The sequence below is a fragment of the Haloarcula sp. 1CSR25-25 genome (genome assembly GCF_032027985.1).
Lineage (GTDB): Archaea > Halobacteriota > Halobacteria > Halobacteriales > Haloarculaceae > Haloarcula.
The window spans coordinates 600689-614172 of the sequence record NZ_JAHYBW010000003.1 but is presented as its reverse complement, the minus strand read 5'-3'; the positions used below and the strand labels follow the sequence as shown (position 1 = coordinate 614172).

12 protein-coding genes are annotated in these 13484 nt (G+C 68.7%); 1 reads left to right on the top strand and 11 read right to left on the bottom strand.

The window, feature by feature from the left end:
* Positions 1 to 55: 55 nt before the first annotated feature.
* From KZ498_RS12800 to KZ498_RS12775, 6 genes are read right to left on the bottom strand one after another with little or no spacing between them, the layout of a single operon-like run.
* Positions 56 to 922, bottom strand: coding sequence for a DUF58 domain-containing protein (locus KZ498_RS12800; RefSeq protein WP_312619291.1), 867 nt, complete (start codon positions 920 to 922; stop codon positions 56 to 58).
* A 49-nt stretch (positions 923 to 971) separates the two neighbouring features.
* Positions 972 to 1913, bottom strand: coding sequence for a MoxR family ATPase (locus KZ498_RS12795; RefSeq protein WP_312619290.1), 942 nt, complete (start codon positions 1911 to 1913; stop codon positions 972 to 974).
* Entirely contained in the window at positions 1910 to 2866 is a 957-nt protein-coding gene (locus KZ498_RS12790; protein WP_312619289.1) for a hypothetical protein, read from the bottom strand. The genes KZ498_RS12795 and KZ498_RS12790 overlap by 4 nt, the downstream gene beginning before the upstream one ends.
* On the bottom strand, positions 2866 to 3525 hold the full coding sequence (locus KZ498_RS12785; protein WP_312619288.1) for a chromosome partitioning protein: 660 nt from the start codon (positions 3523 to 3525) through the stop codon (positions 2866 to 2868). Before KZ498_RS12785 ends, KZ498_RS12790 begins: the two co-directional genes overlap by 1 nt.
* A complete protein-coding gene (locus KZ498_RS12780; RefSeq protein ID WP_312619287.1) occupies positions 3522 to 5888 on the bottom strand; it encodes a VWA domain-containing protein in 2367 nt (788 codons plus the stop codon). Before KZ498_RS12780 ends, KZ498_RS12785 begins: the two co-directional genes overlap by 4 nt.
* Positions 5888 to 7681, bottom strand: a complete 1794-nt coding sequence (locus tag KZ498_RS12775; protein ID WP_312619286.1) for a BatA and WFA domain-containing protein — start codon at positions 7679 to 7681, stop codon at positions 5888 to 5890. The genes KZ498_RS12780 and KZ498_RS12775 overlap by 1 nt, the downstream gene beginning before the upstream one ends.
* A 110-nt stretch (positions 7682 to 7791) precedes the next feature.
* Between KZ498_RS12775 and KZ498_RS12770 the strand changes: the two genes are divergently transcribed.
* On the top strand, positions 7792 to 8829 hold the full coding sequence (locus KZ498_RS12770) for a YihY/virulence factor BrkB family protein (protein WP_312619284.1): 1038 nt from the start codon (positions 7792 to 7794) through the stop codon (positions 8827 to 8829).
* Positions 8830 to 8844: 15 nt separating this feature from the next.
* Here KZ498_RS12770 and KZ498_RS12765 read toward each other — a convergent pair whose 3' ends face one another.
* The 5 genes from KZ498_RS12765 to KZ498_RS12745 are packed head-to-tail and all read right to left on the bottom strand — an operon-like array spanning position 8845 to position 13300.
* On the bottom strand, positions 8845 to 10086 hold the full coding sequence (locus KZ498_RS12765; protein WP_312619283.1) for a P-loop NTPase: 1242 nt from the start codon (positions 10084 to 10086) through the stop codon (positions 8845 to 8847).
* Between the two features lie 4 nt (positions 10087 to 10090).
* The gene (locus tag KZ498_RS12760; protein WP_312619282.1) at positions 10091 to 10942 is read right to left on the bottom strand and encodes a HEAT repeat domain-containing protein; all 852 of its coding nucleotides are present in this window, start codon (positions 10940 to 10942) and stop codon (positions 10091 to 10093) included.
* A complete protein-coding gene (locus tag KZ498_RS12755; protein ID WP_312619280.1) occupies positions 10939 to 11790 on the bottom strand; it encodes a phosphate ABC transporter permease in 852 nt (283 codons plus the stop codon). The genes KZ498_RS12760 and KZ498_RS12755 overlap by 4 nt, the downstream gene beginning before the upstream one ends.
* Complete coding sequence (locus KZ498_RS12750; protein WP_312619279.1) at positions 11787 to 12467, bottom strand: molecular chaperone TorD family protein; 681 nt, start codon at positions 12465 to 12467, stop codon at positions 11787 to 11789. The genes KZ498_RS12755 and KZ498_RS12750 overlap by 4 nt, the downstream gene beginning before the upstream one ends.
* Positions 12467 to 13300 carry an ethylbenzene dehydrogenase-related protein gene (locus KZ498_RS12745; protein WP_312619277.1) on the bottom strand — a complete coding sequence of 278 codons (834 nt, stop codon included), beginning with the start codon at positions 13298 to 13300 and terminating at the stop codon, positions 12467 to 12469. Before KZ498_RS12745 ends, KZ498_RS12750 begins: the two co-directional genes overlap by 1 nt.
* Between the last annotated feature and the right edge of the window lie 184 nt (positions 13301 to 13484).

Sequence of the window (13484 nt, the reverse complement as noted above, 5' to 3'; positions counted from 1 at the left end):
TCGGTGGTTCCGCGCTCGTTGATAAATCCTTTCTGTTCGCACGGACCGGTGTGACCTACTGCAGCCAGATGCTCGCAAACGAGTCGAAGTAGTCTTCACCGGTATCGACGAGCACGTGGTCTGCACCCAGTGCCGTGACGCGATTCGAAACCGAATCGATGTGGGCGTCGAGCCGCGACTGGTACGTCTCGGCCAGCGACCCGCTGAAATACGACCGGCGTTTCTCGTCGCTTTCGGGGTCGGCAAACAGCACGTCGCCGACGACGCCGGGGTCCCGTTCCGACGGCGCGACTACGCGGACCAGCAACACGTCGGCGTCGTTGCGCGTGAGCGCGGCGATGCCCGATTCGAGGTGCTCCGGCTCGGCCAGGCAGTCGCTGAACACGACGACGAGCGACCGCGAGCGGATGCGGTCGGCGTAGCTCTCGAGCGCCGATTCGAAGTCCGCCTGTCCCTCGGGTGCCACCTCGTTCAACTGGTCGATGAGCGAGAGAAGCTCGCCGCGGTTCGACTGGCCGGTGTCGATGCGCTCGACCCGGTCACGGAAGGTACAGAACTGGAAGTCGTTGTTCTCCTCCGCGGTGAGATAGGCGAAGCCGAGCCCGAGCTTGGCGGCGTACTCGAACTTGTGGCTCGCCCCCTCGCCGTAGTCCATCGACCCGCTCGTGTCGACGAGCAGGTGGACGGTCAGGCTCCGCTCTTCCTCGTACTGCTTGATGAAGTACTCCTCTGTGCGGGCGAACAGCTTCCAGTCGATACGCCGCGTGTCGTCCCCCGGCGAGTAGCGACGGTAGTCGCTGAACGTGAGGCCCTCGCCGACCCGCGGGGACTGCTGGTCGCCCTGTCGAATCGACGTCGTCTGGCGGTTCAAGGCGGCGGTGAACCGGCCGAGCTCGTCCAGGAAGTCCGGTTCGATGGTCACGGCTGTCCCTCCCACGGGCCTGCCCGCCGGACCGCGGTCACTGGCTGGCTCATTCCATCAGGGCCGCGATGAGGTCGTCCGCCGTCCGGCCCGCCCGCTCGGCCCGGAAGTCAACGATAATCCGGTGACGGAGGACAGGAGCGGCGAGCGCGTCGATGTCCTCGCCCGTGACGTGCGAGCGGCCATGGAGGAACGCCCGCGCCTTCGCCGTCTGGACCAGCGCCATGCTCGCTCGCGGGCTGGCCCCGAACTCGATGTCGTCGGCCTCGCGGGTCCGGCGGACGAGCTGGACCGCGCGGTCCCGCAGGTCGTCGGCGATGGGCATCTCGCGGACCAGCTGCTGTATCTCCTGGATCTCCGAGCGGGTCAGGGAGCGCTTGACGGGGACCTGCTCCGCGCCGGCGGTGTACATGTCGACGATGGTCCGCTCCTCGTCGTAGTCGGGGTAGTCGACCAGCAGCTTCAGCATGAAGCGGTCTGTCTGGGCCTCCGGGAGCGCGTAGGTCCCCGACTGGTCGATGGGGTTCTGTGTCGCCAGAATGAAGAAGGGGCGTGGCAGCTTGTAGGTCTCACCCGCGGCGGTCACCTGTTTCTCCTGCATCGCTTCCAGCAGGGCGGCCTGTGTCTTCGGCGTCGCGCGGTTGATCTCGTCGGCCAGCACGACGTTTGCGAACACCGGCCCCTTCTCGAAGACGAACTCCCGGCCGCTGTCGGTCTCGCGGATGATCTCGGTCCCCGTGATGTCGGACGGCATCAGGTCGGGGGTGTTCTGGATGCGGGAGAACTGGAGGTCAGTCACCTCCGCGACTGTCCGGACCATCGTTGTCTTCCCCAGCCCCGGGTTCGATTCGAGCAGGGCGTTGCCGTCGGCCAGGATACAGATGAGCAGCTGCTCCAGTACCTCCTCCTGGCCGACGATCCGCGTGGCGATCTGTTCACGTGCGTTCGCGATCTTCTGCTGTAGCGCGTCGATGTCTTGCTCTGGGCTCATGGGTCGGTGTCCTCGTCGTCTGCGTCTTGCTCTCGGATCCTGAGATTGTACTCGCGGATGAGGTCCGCGTCCTCGACTTCCTCCTGGCCGGCGAACCCGGCCTGCTGGCTGTCGACTGTCCCGCTGGCGCTCCCCGGCTCCCCGGTGTCCGGCGACGACGGGAACGACTGGCTCCGGTCGATCTCCTCGTCGCCGCCCGTCGAATCGATTTCGGCGGTGAGATTCTCGTCGCCGGCCTGCACGTCCTCGCTGTCACCGAGTATCGCGTCGCCGTCTTCGAGCCCCTGGTACCTGCTGGGCCGGTCGTCCGGCGACTCCGTCTCCACCGGGTCGCGGTCGAGCAGGCCGATGTCCACGACGGCCACCTGCACCGTCGCCAGGCTCAGCAGGATGACGAGGACCAGCGTCCCGAGCAGCCGCCGGCTGTCGACGAGTGCGACGCTCGAACTCTGTTTCAGGCCCTCGAGAACGTCCTCGTAGAGCCGGGCCGCCATCCGCGTCTCGGCGCCGTCCGCGACCGCGTCCCGCGCCGTCCGGAGCGCGTCGGTGACGTTCGCGTTCGCCGCCTCGAACTGCTCGACGAGCGGCTGGCGGACCCGGTACAGATACTCGCCGAGGAACCAGAGTAGCCCGACGACGATGCCGACGACTGCACCTGTGGGGAAGGACAGCGCAGGTATCGAGCGGCCGACGGCCGCGCCGACGGGCTCTGTCACCGCCGCGGGAACCGACACTTGCGTCGGGAGTTCGGCCGGTGAGAGAACAGTCAGCAGGAGGTTCATCAGGAGAAAAATCAGCACTGCGTCCACCACGGCATAGACGAACGCCGCCTTCTTGCCCTCGCGCCTGACCTCGGCGATGGCGGCGGCCATCCGCTCGCGTGCCTGGGCCCGTTCGTTCCGGGAGCGGTCCTCGTCGTCGGGTTCGCCGTTGTCTGTGTCTGGTCCGTCCATCAGTAGTCCCCACAGGTCGGGTCCGGTGTGTCCATCCGGTTACAGATAGTCTCGATATCGTCTCTCAGCTCCTCGTTCTCGTCTTCGAGGTCCTCGATGTCGCTTTCGAGAGAGGAGATCCGTGATTCCAGCCTGTCGATATCGTCTTGCAGGTCTGACACCTGGTCTTCCAGCTCGGCGCGCTCGTCCTCTAGCTCCTCGTTTTCGCTCTCCAGGTCGCCGATTGTCGATTCGAGGTCGTCGACTTCGTTCTGAAGCTCATTGCGCTCGTCCCGGAGGTCGTCGACTGTCCCCTCCAACTCCTCGGCTCTGTTCCGACTGTCGCGGAGCGACTGCCGTGTCTCTGCCAACTGGCTCTCCGTGGCGTTCAGTTGCGCCTCCGTCTGGTTCAGGTTGGTCGCGACCTGGTTGACGTCTCTCGACCGCGTCTCCACCCGCTCTTCGAGTTCGTCGACTCGAGTCTGCGTGGATTCGAGATTACTCCGGGTCTCGGTGAGGTCCTGACGGAGCTCGGCGTTTCGCTGTCGGAGGTCCTCGTTCTCCGAGCGGAGCTCGCTCGCGGATTCCTGGTACAGCATCGTCGTGCCGGCGGCTCCGACAATCGAGAGGACGACGAGCACCACGAGTCCGAGGTTGATACGCCGGCCGATTGCGCTCACGGGAGACCACTCTCCAGGGAGGTGCGGCCGCGGTACACTTGAACACGGCGGGCGACCACCTCGCCGGTGAAAAGCAGGAGCGCGCCAAGGAGGGCGACCCAGTCCCAGGTGTCCCGAACGGTGCGGACGCGGGTGGACTTCTGGCGTGCCTGTCTGGCTATCTGCTCGCCCTGGCTCGGACTGAAAGTCTGCCCGCCCGTCGCTTCGACGAGCGCATCGAGGCTGTCACTCGGGCCGAACGCGCTGTACTCGACGGGGTAGTTCGCCGCGTACTCGGTGTCGAGTGCGGTCTGGTACCCGGCCTCACGGGGCGTGAACTCACCGCGGTACCGGCCGTCGCCGACCTGGCGGAAGGAGATGTCCGTCGCCTCCGGGCGGCTATCGCCCTGGTAGGTCAGCATCGTCGGACTCCCCACCCTGGCATCGCCGACCGCCGTGACGCCGGTCTGGGTGCGCATCGGGTCTCCGACGGCGTAGTTCACCGATTTCGTGACGACCAGCGAGTCCGGCCGGTCGAGCAGGCCGCCCATCGTGTTGTCCGAATCGTAGGCGGTAAGAGAGACCACCCGTCCCAGCCCGAACCGCCAGGAGGCGATGGCCGGCTTCCCGTCCGCAGTGGCGACCTGGTAGTCGGCACCGGGCTTGACCTGGACGTTGTTCGCCTGCCCGGGGTTGGCCGTCAGCTCGACGCCGGCGGTGATGAACGTGTCTTCCGTGACGATGGTGAGATTCTCCCCCTGGTAGCGCCGCGAGGAGCCGCCAAAGAGGAGCCGCAGCCGCTCGGTCTCGTCGGCCGCGAAGTACGAGCCGCCGGACTCGCTTGCGATCTGGCGCATCGTCGCGACGCCGATCCGCTTGCCGACGCCGACTGAGACGACGCGTGTCCCTTCGCGGCCGAGCTGGTTGGCGACGGCCGCTGGCGGGCCGAGCCGGTCCTGGCCGTCACTGAGGAGGATTATCGTCCCCTCGCGGTCGCCAAGCAGTTCGTCGGCGCCCTGGAGTCCGACGGCGATGTCCGTCGCGCCGCCGGTTTCGAGCCGTCGGATTCTGTCTTCTGTTTCCGCTCGGTTCCGACCGAGCGGTTGCAGCTCCGAGACGCGAAACGCCCTGTAATCGAACGCGACGACGCCGACCTGGTTCTCGTCGCCGAGCTGGTCGAGCACGTCCAGCGCGACGGCTTTCTGTATCGAGAGGCCGCCCTCGGCGCTACCGGAGACGTCGACGAGGATGACGATGTTTGACTCGCCGCCGGTCGCGTTCCCCACCCGGACCGGGAGCATCGAGGCCACCGGCGACGTCTCATAGCCCCCGTTCTCGTAGGCGTTGTCCCCGCCCGCGACGACCAGCCCGCCGCCGTTGATGACGAAGTCCTGCAAGGCGGTGGCGTTCCCGATACTGCCTGCCGGCGTGTCCTGCATGACGACGGCGGCGTAGTCGTCGAGGTCCGCCGGGACCGACGAGGCCGTCGTGACGTTGTACAGCGAGTCGAGGTAGTTCCGGAGCGGGTACTCGCCCTGTGAGACGTACAGCACGTCGGGCTGTTCGACGACGCGGACGCTCTTGTAGAACACGTCGTTTCGCGCGTACTCGTCGTCGCCGGACAGCGTCGCGGTCACGCGATGGGCCCCGAGCTCCTCGAACGTGTGGTCGACGGTGAGCGTGCCGTCCGGCAGGAGCTCGCCCTCGGTGACCGTCTCGCCGTCGATGGTCACCTCGACGGGCACGGGCTCGAGGACGCTCACTCCCTCCATCGAGACGGTGTACTGCGACTGGACGCCCCGACTCACCGTCGACGGCCCCGTGATCGCCACGGCTCGCTCGGTGCGTGGCGACTGCGGGGAGACGCTGTGGACGGTGGCGTTGAGCGCGGCGGCATCCTCGGCGGCCGTCGCCAGGCTCCGCCCCGCCGTGACGCGGCCGTCGGAGACGACGACGACCGTCCCGTTCTCCTGGAGGTTCGCCGCCACGCCGTCGCCGAGCCGCGAGTTCGACCCGCTGCCGATTGTCGCTCGCGTCACCGGGACGCCCTCGTCTTCGATGTCCCGTACCAGCTCGTCGGTCGTGTTCGGATAGACCCCCATGCTCGCAGAGTCGTCCGTCAGCAGTGTCACCCCCGGTTCGCCCGGCGTCTCGCGGGTCTGGACGGTGTACGGTTCCATCGCGCCCAGCACGAGCAGGCAGACGATGAGCACGCGGCTGGCAAGCAGGAGCCGACGGCTCCGGTTCGAAGCCGACCGCGGCCCGCCGTCGCCCCGCCGGATGAGATACGCGAGAATCCCGACGGCAACCGGCAGGGCGACCAGCGGCCAGAGGTGCTCGACGCCCACGGTGAGTCCCTCCGCGAGGGTGTAGGAGACCGCCATCAGAGGTCACCCCGCCGGCGCAGGTAGCCGACTTCGGCCAGTGCGAGCACCAGCCCGCCCAGCGCGAAGTACTCGGTCAGCGGCTGTGGCACTGACCGCTGTTCGGTCCGGGTCAGGTTCCCGGCCGTCCCGGAGCGCTGACCGAGCGCTCCGACGTCGGTGTTTGACTCGCTCTCGTCCAGCAGCGACGCGCTCACCTGCCGGCTCTCGCTCCGATAGAAGCCGGCCCGCTGGAGCGGGACCCTGGTTCCGGAGACGGAGCCGGCCGGCCCCTCGACAGTGGTGTTGCCGAACCGGACTGTCTCGCCGGTCTCGTGGTTCAGGGCCGGGAGCTGTTCCCTGTCCGCGAGGTAGTACACCGCCCGCTTCCAGAACACCGGGTACTGGTAGTTGAACTTGAAGCTGGACCGGTCCTCGATGTAGCCGTAGTACATGATTCGCCCGCCGGTTCGCTCCTCGGTCGCGATGAGCGGCGTCCCGTCGGCCAGTTGCACCTGGGCCGACCCGGAGCGCAGCGACCCGGAAATGTACTCGTCCGGAGCCTGGAAGTCGATGCCGCGGGTGAGCTGTGTCTGGGCTGTCTGGCCCACTGTCGCGCCCGCCCGGGTCTCGCCGGGTTCGATGAGGAGAAGGTCCCGGTACCGCTGTGGGAGGTTGTCCTGTGCCAGCACCGCCACGCCGCCACCGTCTTCGACCAGTTCGCGCCCGCTTTCGACGTTGCCGGGCAGCAGCGAACTCGGGTCGACGTTGCTGTACAGGATGACGTCGTAGTCGTCCTGAATCGTCGTCGGCGGCTGCCTGACCGTCACGTTCACCCGGTCGACGACCGACAGGGCGGTGGTCAGATACCGGTTCCGGTCGTTTGTCAGCACCAGTACGTCGACAGCCGCGTCCGCCGGCGCGGCGACGTAGACGCTGTCGTCGGTCGCGAAACTGTCGCCCGGGCTGAGCCGGGCCTCGCTTCCGCCGGCTGGAACCGGGAGCCTCACTGACCCCACGTCGTCGGGGCCGAGCTGGAGCTCTTGTTGCGTGTTGCCGAGCCGGACGGTCCGGGTGACGGTCGAGTCGCCGTAGTTTTTCACCGACAGCGTCACCTCCGAGCCGGAGAACCGGCGGTCGATGAACCCGACGTTCGCGTCGCCGCCGCCGTTGAACTGCCGGAGGTCGACGGAGAGGTCCCGTCCCCGCGCCGTCGTAACCGCAGTGGTCCACTCCTCGCCCGCGAAGTCGCTCAGGACGACGACCCTGGCGTTCTCGCCGGCGAGCGAGGCCGCCTGCGAGATAGCGCCGCCGAGCTCCCCCGGCGCGTCCGTCGGGCCCAGCCCGTCCAGCGCCCCCTGGGCCGCTGTCGGCGTGCCACGCTGGAGCACCACCTCGCCACCGTTGGTCGTGGTGACGACGGACGTCGTCCCCGTCACCTCCTCACGGGCGGTTGCGACGGCCCGCTGGAAGCGTGTCTGCCCGTCCGCGTCGGTCCCCATGGACGCGCTCGTGTCCACGACGATGACCGTCTCCTCGACCGTCGCGCGCTCGGAGACAGTGATATACGGCGTCGCCAGCCCGACCGCGAGCACCAGCACGACAAGCACCTGCAACAGCAGGAGGAGGCTCCGCGATATCCGTTCGAGAAACGGCGTCGCCGACTGCTGGCGTTCTCCGGCGACGAGAAACTGGAACGTCGGCAGTGTGACCTCCTGTGGGTCGGGTCGGATGAGATACAGCACCACTATCGGCACAGTCAAGAGGAGGGCTGCCAGTCCCAGAGGGGCGAGCAAAACGTCCGAGAGGACCATTACCTGTGTATCAGGCGGGGGCGGCATTTATTTTGTGACTCTAATGACACCACTGCGCAACCGTCCGAATCCGACGCCGTCTACTTGCGTCCCGGCGTCGAACCGGACGTATGCGTCTCAGTCGCGCCCGCACGGAGGAGGTCCTGCGGGCTCTCGTTCACGAAATCAGGGCGGAACGGCTCACGTTCATGGCCGGCTCGATAGCCTACCACGCGTTCCTGTCGATTCTGCCGCTGTTGTTGCTGGTGTTGACCTTCGTCCAGCGGACGGAGAACGTCACGCTGCGGGCCTCGATTGTCGACATCATGGAAGCCGTCCTGACTGCACAGGCAAGCGGCGTCATCCAGCAGGGGCTGACCGAGGCCGACGCGTCCGTGTCGCTTCTGGGCGTTGGGTTTCTGCTCTGGGGGTCGCTGCGCATCTTCCGCGGACTGGACACGGCCTTCTCGGACATCTACGAGACGGGGGCGGCCAACACCTTTCTCGACCAGCTCAGAGACGGGCTGCTCCTGCTCGTGACCGTCGCCGTGGCGATACTCAGCGCCAGCGCGCTCGGCAGCGTCCTGCCCGAGGCCGGAAGCGGCCTGCCGTGGGCGATCGCCGGCGGGCTGGTCCGGGCCGCCGGCCTGTTCGTCGTCTTCTACCCCATGTACTACGTTTTTCCGGACACCGACGTCTCACCGCTTGAGGTCGTTCCCGGCGTCGCGTTCGCCGCGATTGGACTCACCGTCGCACAGGTCCTGTTCACGGCCTTCAAATCCGGCTCGACGGGCGGGAACCTCATCGCCAGCATCCTCGTCTTGCTGAGCTGGCTGTACGTCATCGGCCTGATTGTCCTGCTCGGGGCGGCGGTCAACGCCGTCCTCTCGAACCGCTCCGAGGACGTGGATATCGACCCCGTCGTCGGCGAGCACGTCCAGCAGAACACGGCCCGGACGACGACGATGTCCCGCGAGGCGCTGCTTGCGGAACTCGATACGCTCGCAGACCGCTTCGGGCACGGGCAGGGGACGGTCACTGTCGAGGTCGCCGACCAGCGCACGGATATCGACTGCCCCGAGACCGCTGTCGTCGACCGTTCCTCTGACGTGTTCGGGCTGGACCAGTCCGTCGCGCTCACGCTCAGATGGTGGCCCGCCGAGGAGTAATCGGCGCTCTCCGAGTCACGGTTTCACCGTCTCCAGCACCCACGCCTCGGGCGTTTCCCGCCGGACCTCGAACGGGTCGAAGGCCTCCCGCGGTGCGTCGGCCAGTCGACCGAGGAACTGCCCGACCGGCGTCGGGTCGCGGTCGCTGACGAGGACGAACGACTCGCCCCCCTCCAGCGCGGTGAACCGGTCGCGAACCAGTTCCTTGCGTTCCTGTGGCGGCAGCCCCCGGATATCGGCAGCTGGGTCCTCGACGCCGACCTCGCCGGCGGTGTCGAGGGCGTCCCCGACTGCGTCGCCCAACCCGCTGACCGCGTCGGGGACCGCTCCGGGCGCCGGCGTCCCCTGGAGGTCGTGGGAGAAGGGCAGTTCCGCGAGGACGTCGGCATCGAGGTCGGCCAGCGCGTCCCCGGCGAACAGGTCGTTCGGTTCCCCACAGCAGTCACAGACGTACTCGGCCATGTTGACGACGGTCCCCAGGACCGGCACGTCGTTGTCCCGGAACAGTTCGACGGTTCGGCTGGTGTCGCTGACGCTTGCGTGAAACGGCGTCGTCACGACGACCACACCGTCGACGGGCACCTCCTGGAGCGTCGTCAGCACCACGTCGCCCGTCCCCGGCGGCAGGTCGAGCACCAGTACGTCGTCGTTGCGCCAGGCGGTGTTCTCGAAGAGGTCCTCGAGCGCGTCGTGGGCCATCGCGCCGCGCCAGGCCAGCGGCGCGCCGCTTTCCATCAGGCCGACGCTCATCACGTCCATCCCGCCCACGCGGACCGGCAGCGGGTCGCCCGCTTCGCTCGAATGGACGGGACCGGTCACGTCCAGCAGTTCGGGGACGTTCGGGCCGTGGATGTCGGCGTCGAAAAGCGCTACGTCGCTGTCGGCGGCCAGCGCACAGGCCAGCTGCGTGGCGACCGTCGACTTGCCGACGCCGCCTTTCGCGCTGGCGACAGCCACGACGTGGTCGAAGGACGCGACGCCGGCCTGGCCCTCGCTCGTGGGCGTCGTCCGTTCGACGTGGACGCTCTCGACGCCGTCCACGTCGTCGACCGCGTGGAGCATCGCCTGGACGACCTGGGTGCTCGTCTGCCCGTCCAGCGCGGTCAGGTCGGCCTCGATGGTTACCTCGCCGTCGGCCGCGTCGATGTTCTCCACGAAGCCCGCGTCGAACACGGAGAGGTCGGCGTTCGGGTCGCGCACGTCTCGCAGTGCGGCTTCGATACGGTCGGTCAGTGTGGTGGGCGTTCCGTCGGTCATCGTCTCAGAGGTCGGGCATCCGGTTGAGTCTGTCCTCGCCGGGCAACAGCCGGGCGTCGTTCTCCAGTGCGCCGCCGAACTGCCGCCGGAAGGTTCCGGGGTCCGCTTCGAGGGACCGCTCGGCGGTCTGTCTGACGACGGTGGCGGGGTCGTCGGTGAGTTCCCGCAGTCGTTCGCGGGCGCGGTCCTCGTCGACGCCGCCGAGCATGTGGGCGGCCCACTCGCGGACCCGTTCGCTGTCGTCGCGGCTCTGTTCTAACAGCAGGTCGGCCATGGCCTCGCCCCGGAGCTTGAAAAGCGAGATGGCCGCGTTGCGACGGACTGCGTGGTGGTCGTCCGTGATGGCGTCTTCGATGTCGTCCTCGTGGGCCTCGCGGTCGACGTTGTCCAGCGTGACGACGGCCTCGGCCCGGACCCACGGGTCGGGGTCGTCGAGGAGTTCCACCGCCACCGCCGCGGCCCGCTCGCCGCCGTGGGCCGTCAGCGCCTCGACGGCGAACTGGCGCACGTCGCTGTCGTCGTCGGTCGTCGCGGCCCGCGCGAGTCCGCTCACGACGGCGTCCGTGGTGTCCCGGTCTTTCAGCGCGAGGACGGCGCGCCGGCGGTCGGTCTTCCCGCCGTGTTCGATATCCGAGAGCAACGACGCCACCGCGTCGTCTTCGACGGGTTCCGTGTCGCTGGCGGCCAGTTCTTCGGGTGTGGCCTCGCCGATGGTCACGTCCTCGCGGCTCACCTCGATATCTTCGAGCGCCTCGATGTCGGTGTGTAATCCCGGACTGCGTTCGGGGTCGAGTTGCGGGTCCGGGTCCTCTTCGAGGTGCTTCTCGAACTCGTCGTCGTCGTGACAGCCAGTCATCGCCCGCCCTCCCGTACGAGCGCGGCGATACCGAGCGCGAACGGAAGCGCCCGCGGGAGCGACGCCGGGACGCCGGCGAACGCGACCAGTGCGACCCCAGCGAGGAGCACCCAGCGACGGGTTCGGCTGGCCGCGCTGGCCGTCGTCACCGCACCGGCGGCGGCCAGTGCCACGACCGGTAGGCTCGTTCCGACGACGCCCGTGCCGGTGAGCGTGACCGCGCCGGTGACGAAGGGGACGGCGCGACCGACGGCGACGACGACGGCGAAGGCGGCGAAGCCACCGATCACTGCGCCCCAGTCCGCCGTCGACAGCGAGCCCCAGTCCGTCGCCGCGAAGGCCGGCGTCGATGCAATAGCGAGCAGTGCAACGGTCGAGGCGACCGGACGGAGGCCCGTCCAGCCGCCGACGCCGCTGGCAAGCCCGACGCTCAGCGCCGCGACGAGCAGGGCGACTGCGACGACTGCGACGCGGTCCAGCCGCCGGCCCGCGACGGCGGCGACGGTCGCCGTCCCGAGGACGGTTGCGGCGGCCGCTGGGAGCGCCGCCGCGCCGCTGACGAGCGACAGCAGGCCGAACACGCCGACGAACAGCAGCCCGATACCGGTGAGCGGGTCGGCGTCGGTGACGGCGACGACGAGCGCTGCGGCGGCGACGAGTGCCGTAGACGCGGCCGTCGCCAGGCCGGGCGCGACCGGGACGCCGCCGTATCCCGGCGCGTTGACCAGCAAAACGGCGACGTAGCGTGCGGCGACCGCGATGGCCGCAGCGCCGACCGCGAGGCCCGCGAGCGAGCGGTTCCAGTCGGGGAGCAGTGGTCTGACTCGCCGCTGCAGCGCCGCTGTCATCGCTTCCCCTCCAGACGTGCCGCGAGGTCGTTGCGGTCGGCGCGGACGAACGCGTCCAGCAGTTCGCCGAAGGCGCCGTAGATGTCGGTTCCGGGCTCGTCGGCCAGTCGGTCCGCGACGCCGGCCGCCGCGTGGCCGAGGTGTCGGTCGTGGAAGTCCAGCCGAGCGGCCGCGGCGTCGTCCCCGACGGCGGCCTCCCGGCGGGCCAGATAGCCCGCGAACTCCAGTTCGTAGGTCACGGCGTCGTGGTTGTCCCGCTGGTCCTGGTCGATTTCCAGGCCGTAGTGGCTGTAGACCCGCGAGAGGTCCAGGTTCACGTCGTTCCAGGAGTGGTCCGGCCGGTACTTGGACTCGTACAGCGGGACCGGCGGTCCCTCCGCTTCGAGCGAGCCGTCGGTGCGGTCCGTGTACTCGCTGTAGCCGAGTTCGAAGATGTCGTTGTAGCGGGCCGCGAGCGTCTCGTAGGCGTCGTCGGTCGAAAGCGACGGGACGGCCACGTCAAGGCCCGACCGGTCGAGACACGCTCGCAAATCGGCTTCTAGCGTCCCGTCGGCCGCCACGCTGTGGAATGACTCCTCAGGGTACTCGAACGCCTTCGCGAGCGTCGCGTACACCGCGCCCCGGGCGGCCGCGTCCTCGTCGATGTCGTCCATCGGGTCGGTCGGTGTGGTCGCCATCACTCGGCCCCCCGCGTGCGGTAGATGCCGAAGCCGGTGACGCCGACCACGGCCACGATGGCGATGCCGGCGACGGTCCACAGCAGCGTCTCGTATGGCGGGCCCTGCGGGCCGCCGCTGAAGGGATAGTAGTGCCACTCGCTGACCGCTTTCTGGCCGGACCGCTCGCCGTTGGAGCCGTTCCAGACGGCGAAGGCCACGTCGAGGTCGCCGTCGGTCCGCAGGTCAGTCCGGTTCTCGCTTGGCGCGTCCAGCTGGCGCGAGTAGACCACCGCCCAGGTGGCGTTGCCGCCAGTGCCGCTGTAGCTCGCGTTCGCCTGCACGGTCGGGTTCTGGAACGGCGTGGTCGAGCCCGCGCCGCCGGCCAGCAGCTCCTGGGTCCCGGTCGACCCGCTCCAGTACCAGACGTTGACCCGGTTGTCCGGGCCGCCCATCGCTATCGGCGGCCGGGAGCTCGTGTTCGCCGGGAACTGGACCGCGACCGCGTCGGCGAACCGCCGCGTCCCGTTCGCGTCGACGTCCCGGGTCGCGTCGTGCCACTCCAGGCGGACGTACAGCCGCTCGTCGGTCCGGGCGGCCTGGACGTCGACCGTCTCGACGGACGTGTCGTCGGCGTTCGGAACGCTACTCGGGGCGCTCGCAAGCGGCACGTCCGAGGCCGGGACCTCCGCCCAGCCGTCCGCTGTCGGTTCGGCGAGGTCGACCGACGACACCTCCGAGACCGGAATCTCGTGTGCCGGCCGGGCGCTGGCCATCGGCGCGGCCACAGTCGAGACGAGGACGAGCGCCGAAAGTACCGCCGTGAGTACGAGCGTGCGCCGGTGGTCAGCCATCGTCGACCACCCCCGGAGCGACCTCCGGCGCGGCCGACTGGGGCCGCTCGCGGGCATCGCCCGCTCGCGTTTCCGAGCCGCTACGCGGCTCGCTACTCATCGTCGAACACCGCTGGCGTATTCGCCAGCGGATTCGAACTCGCTCACTACGCTCGCTCGTTCGAACGCCGGAAGACCGCCAGTC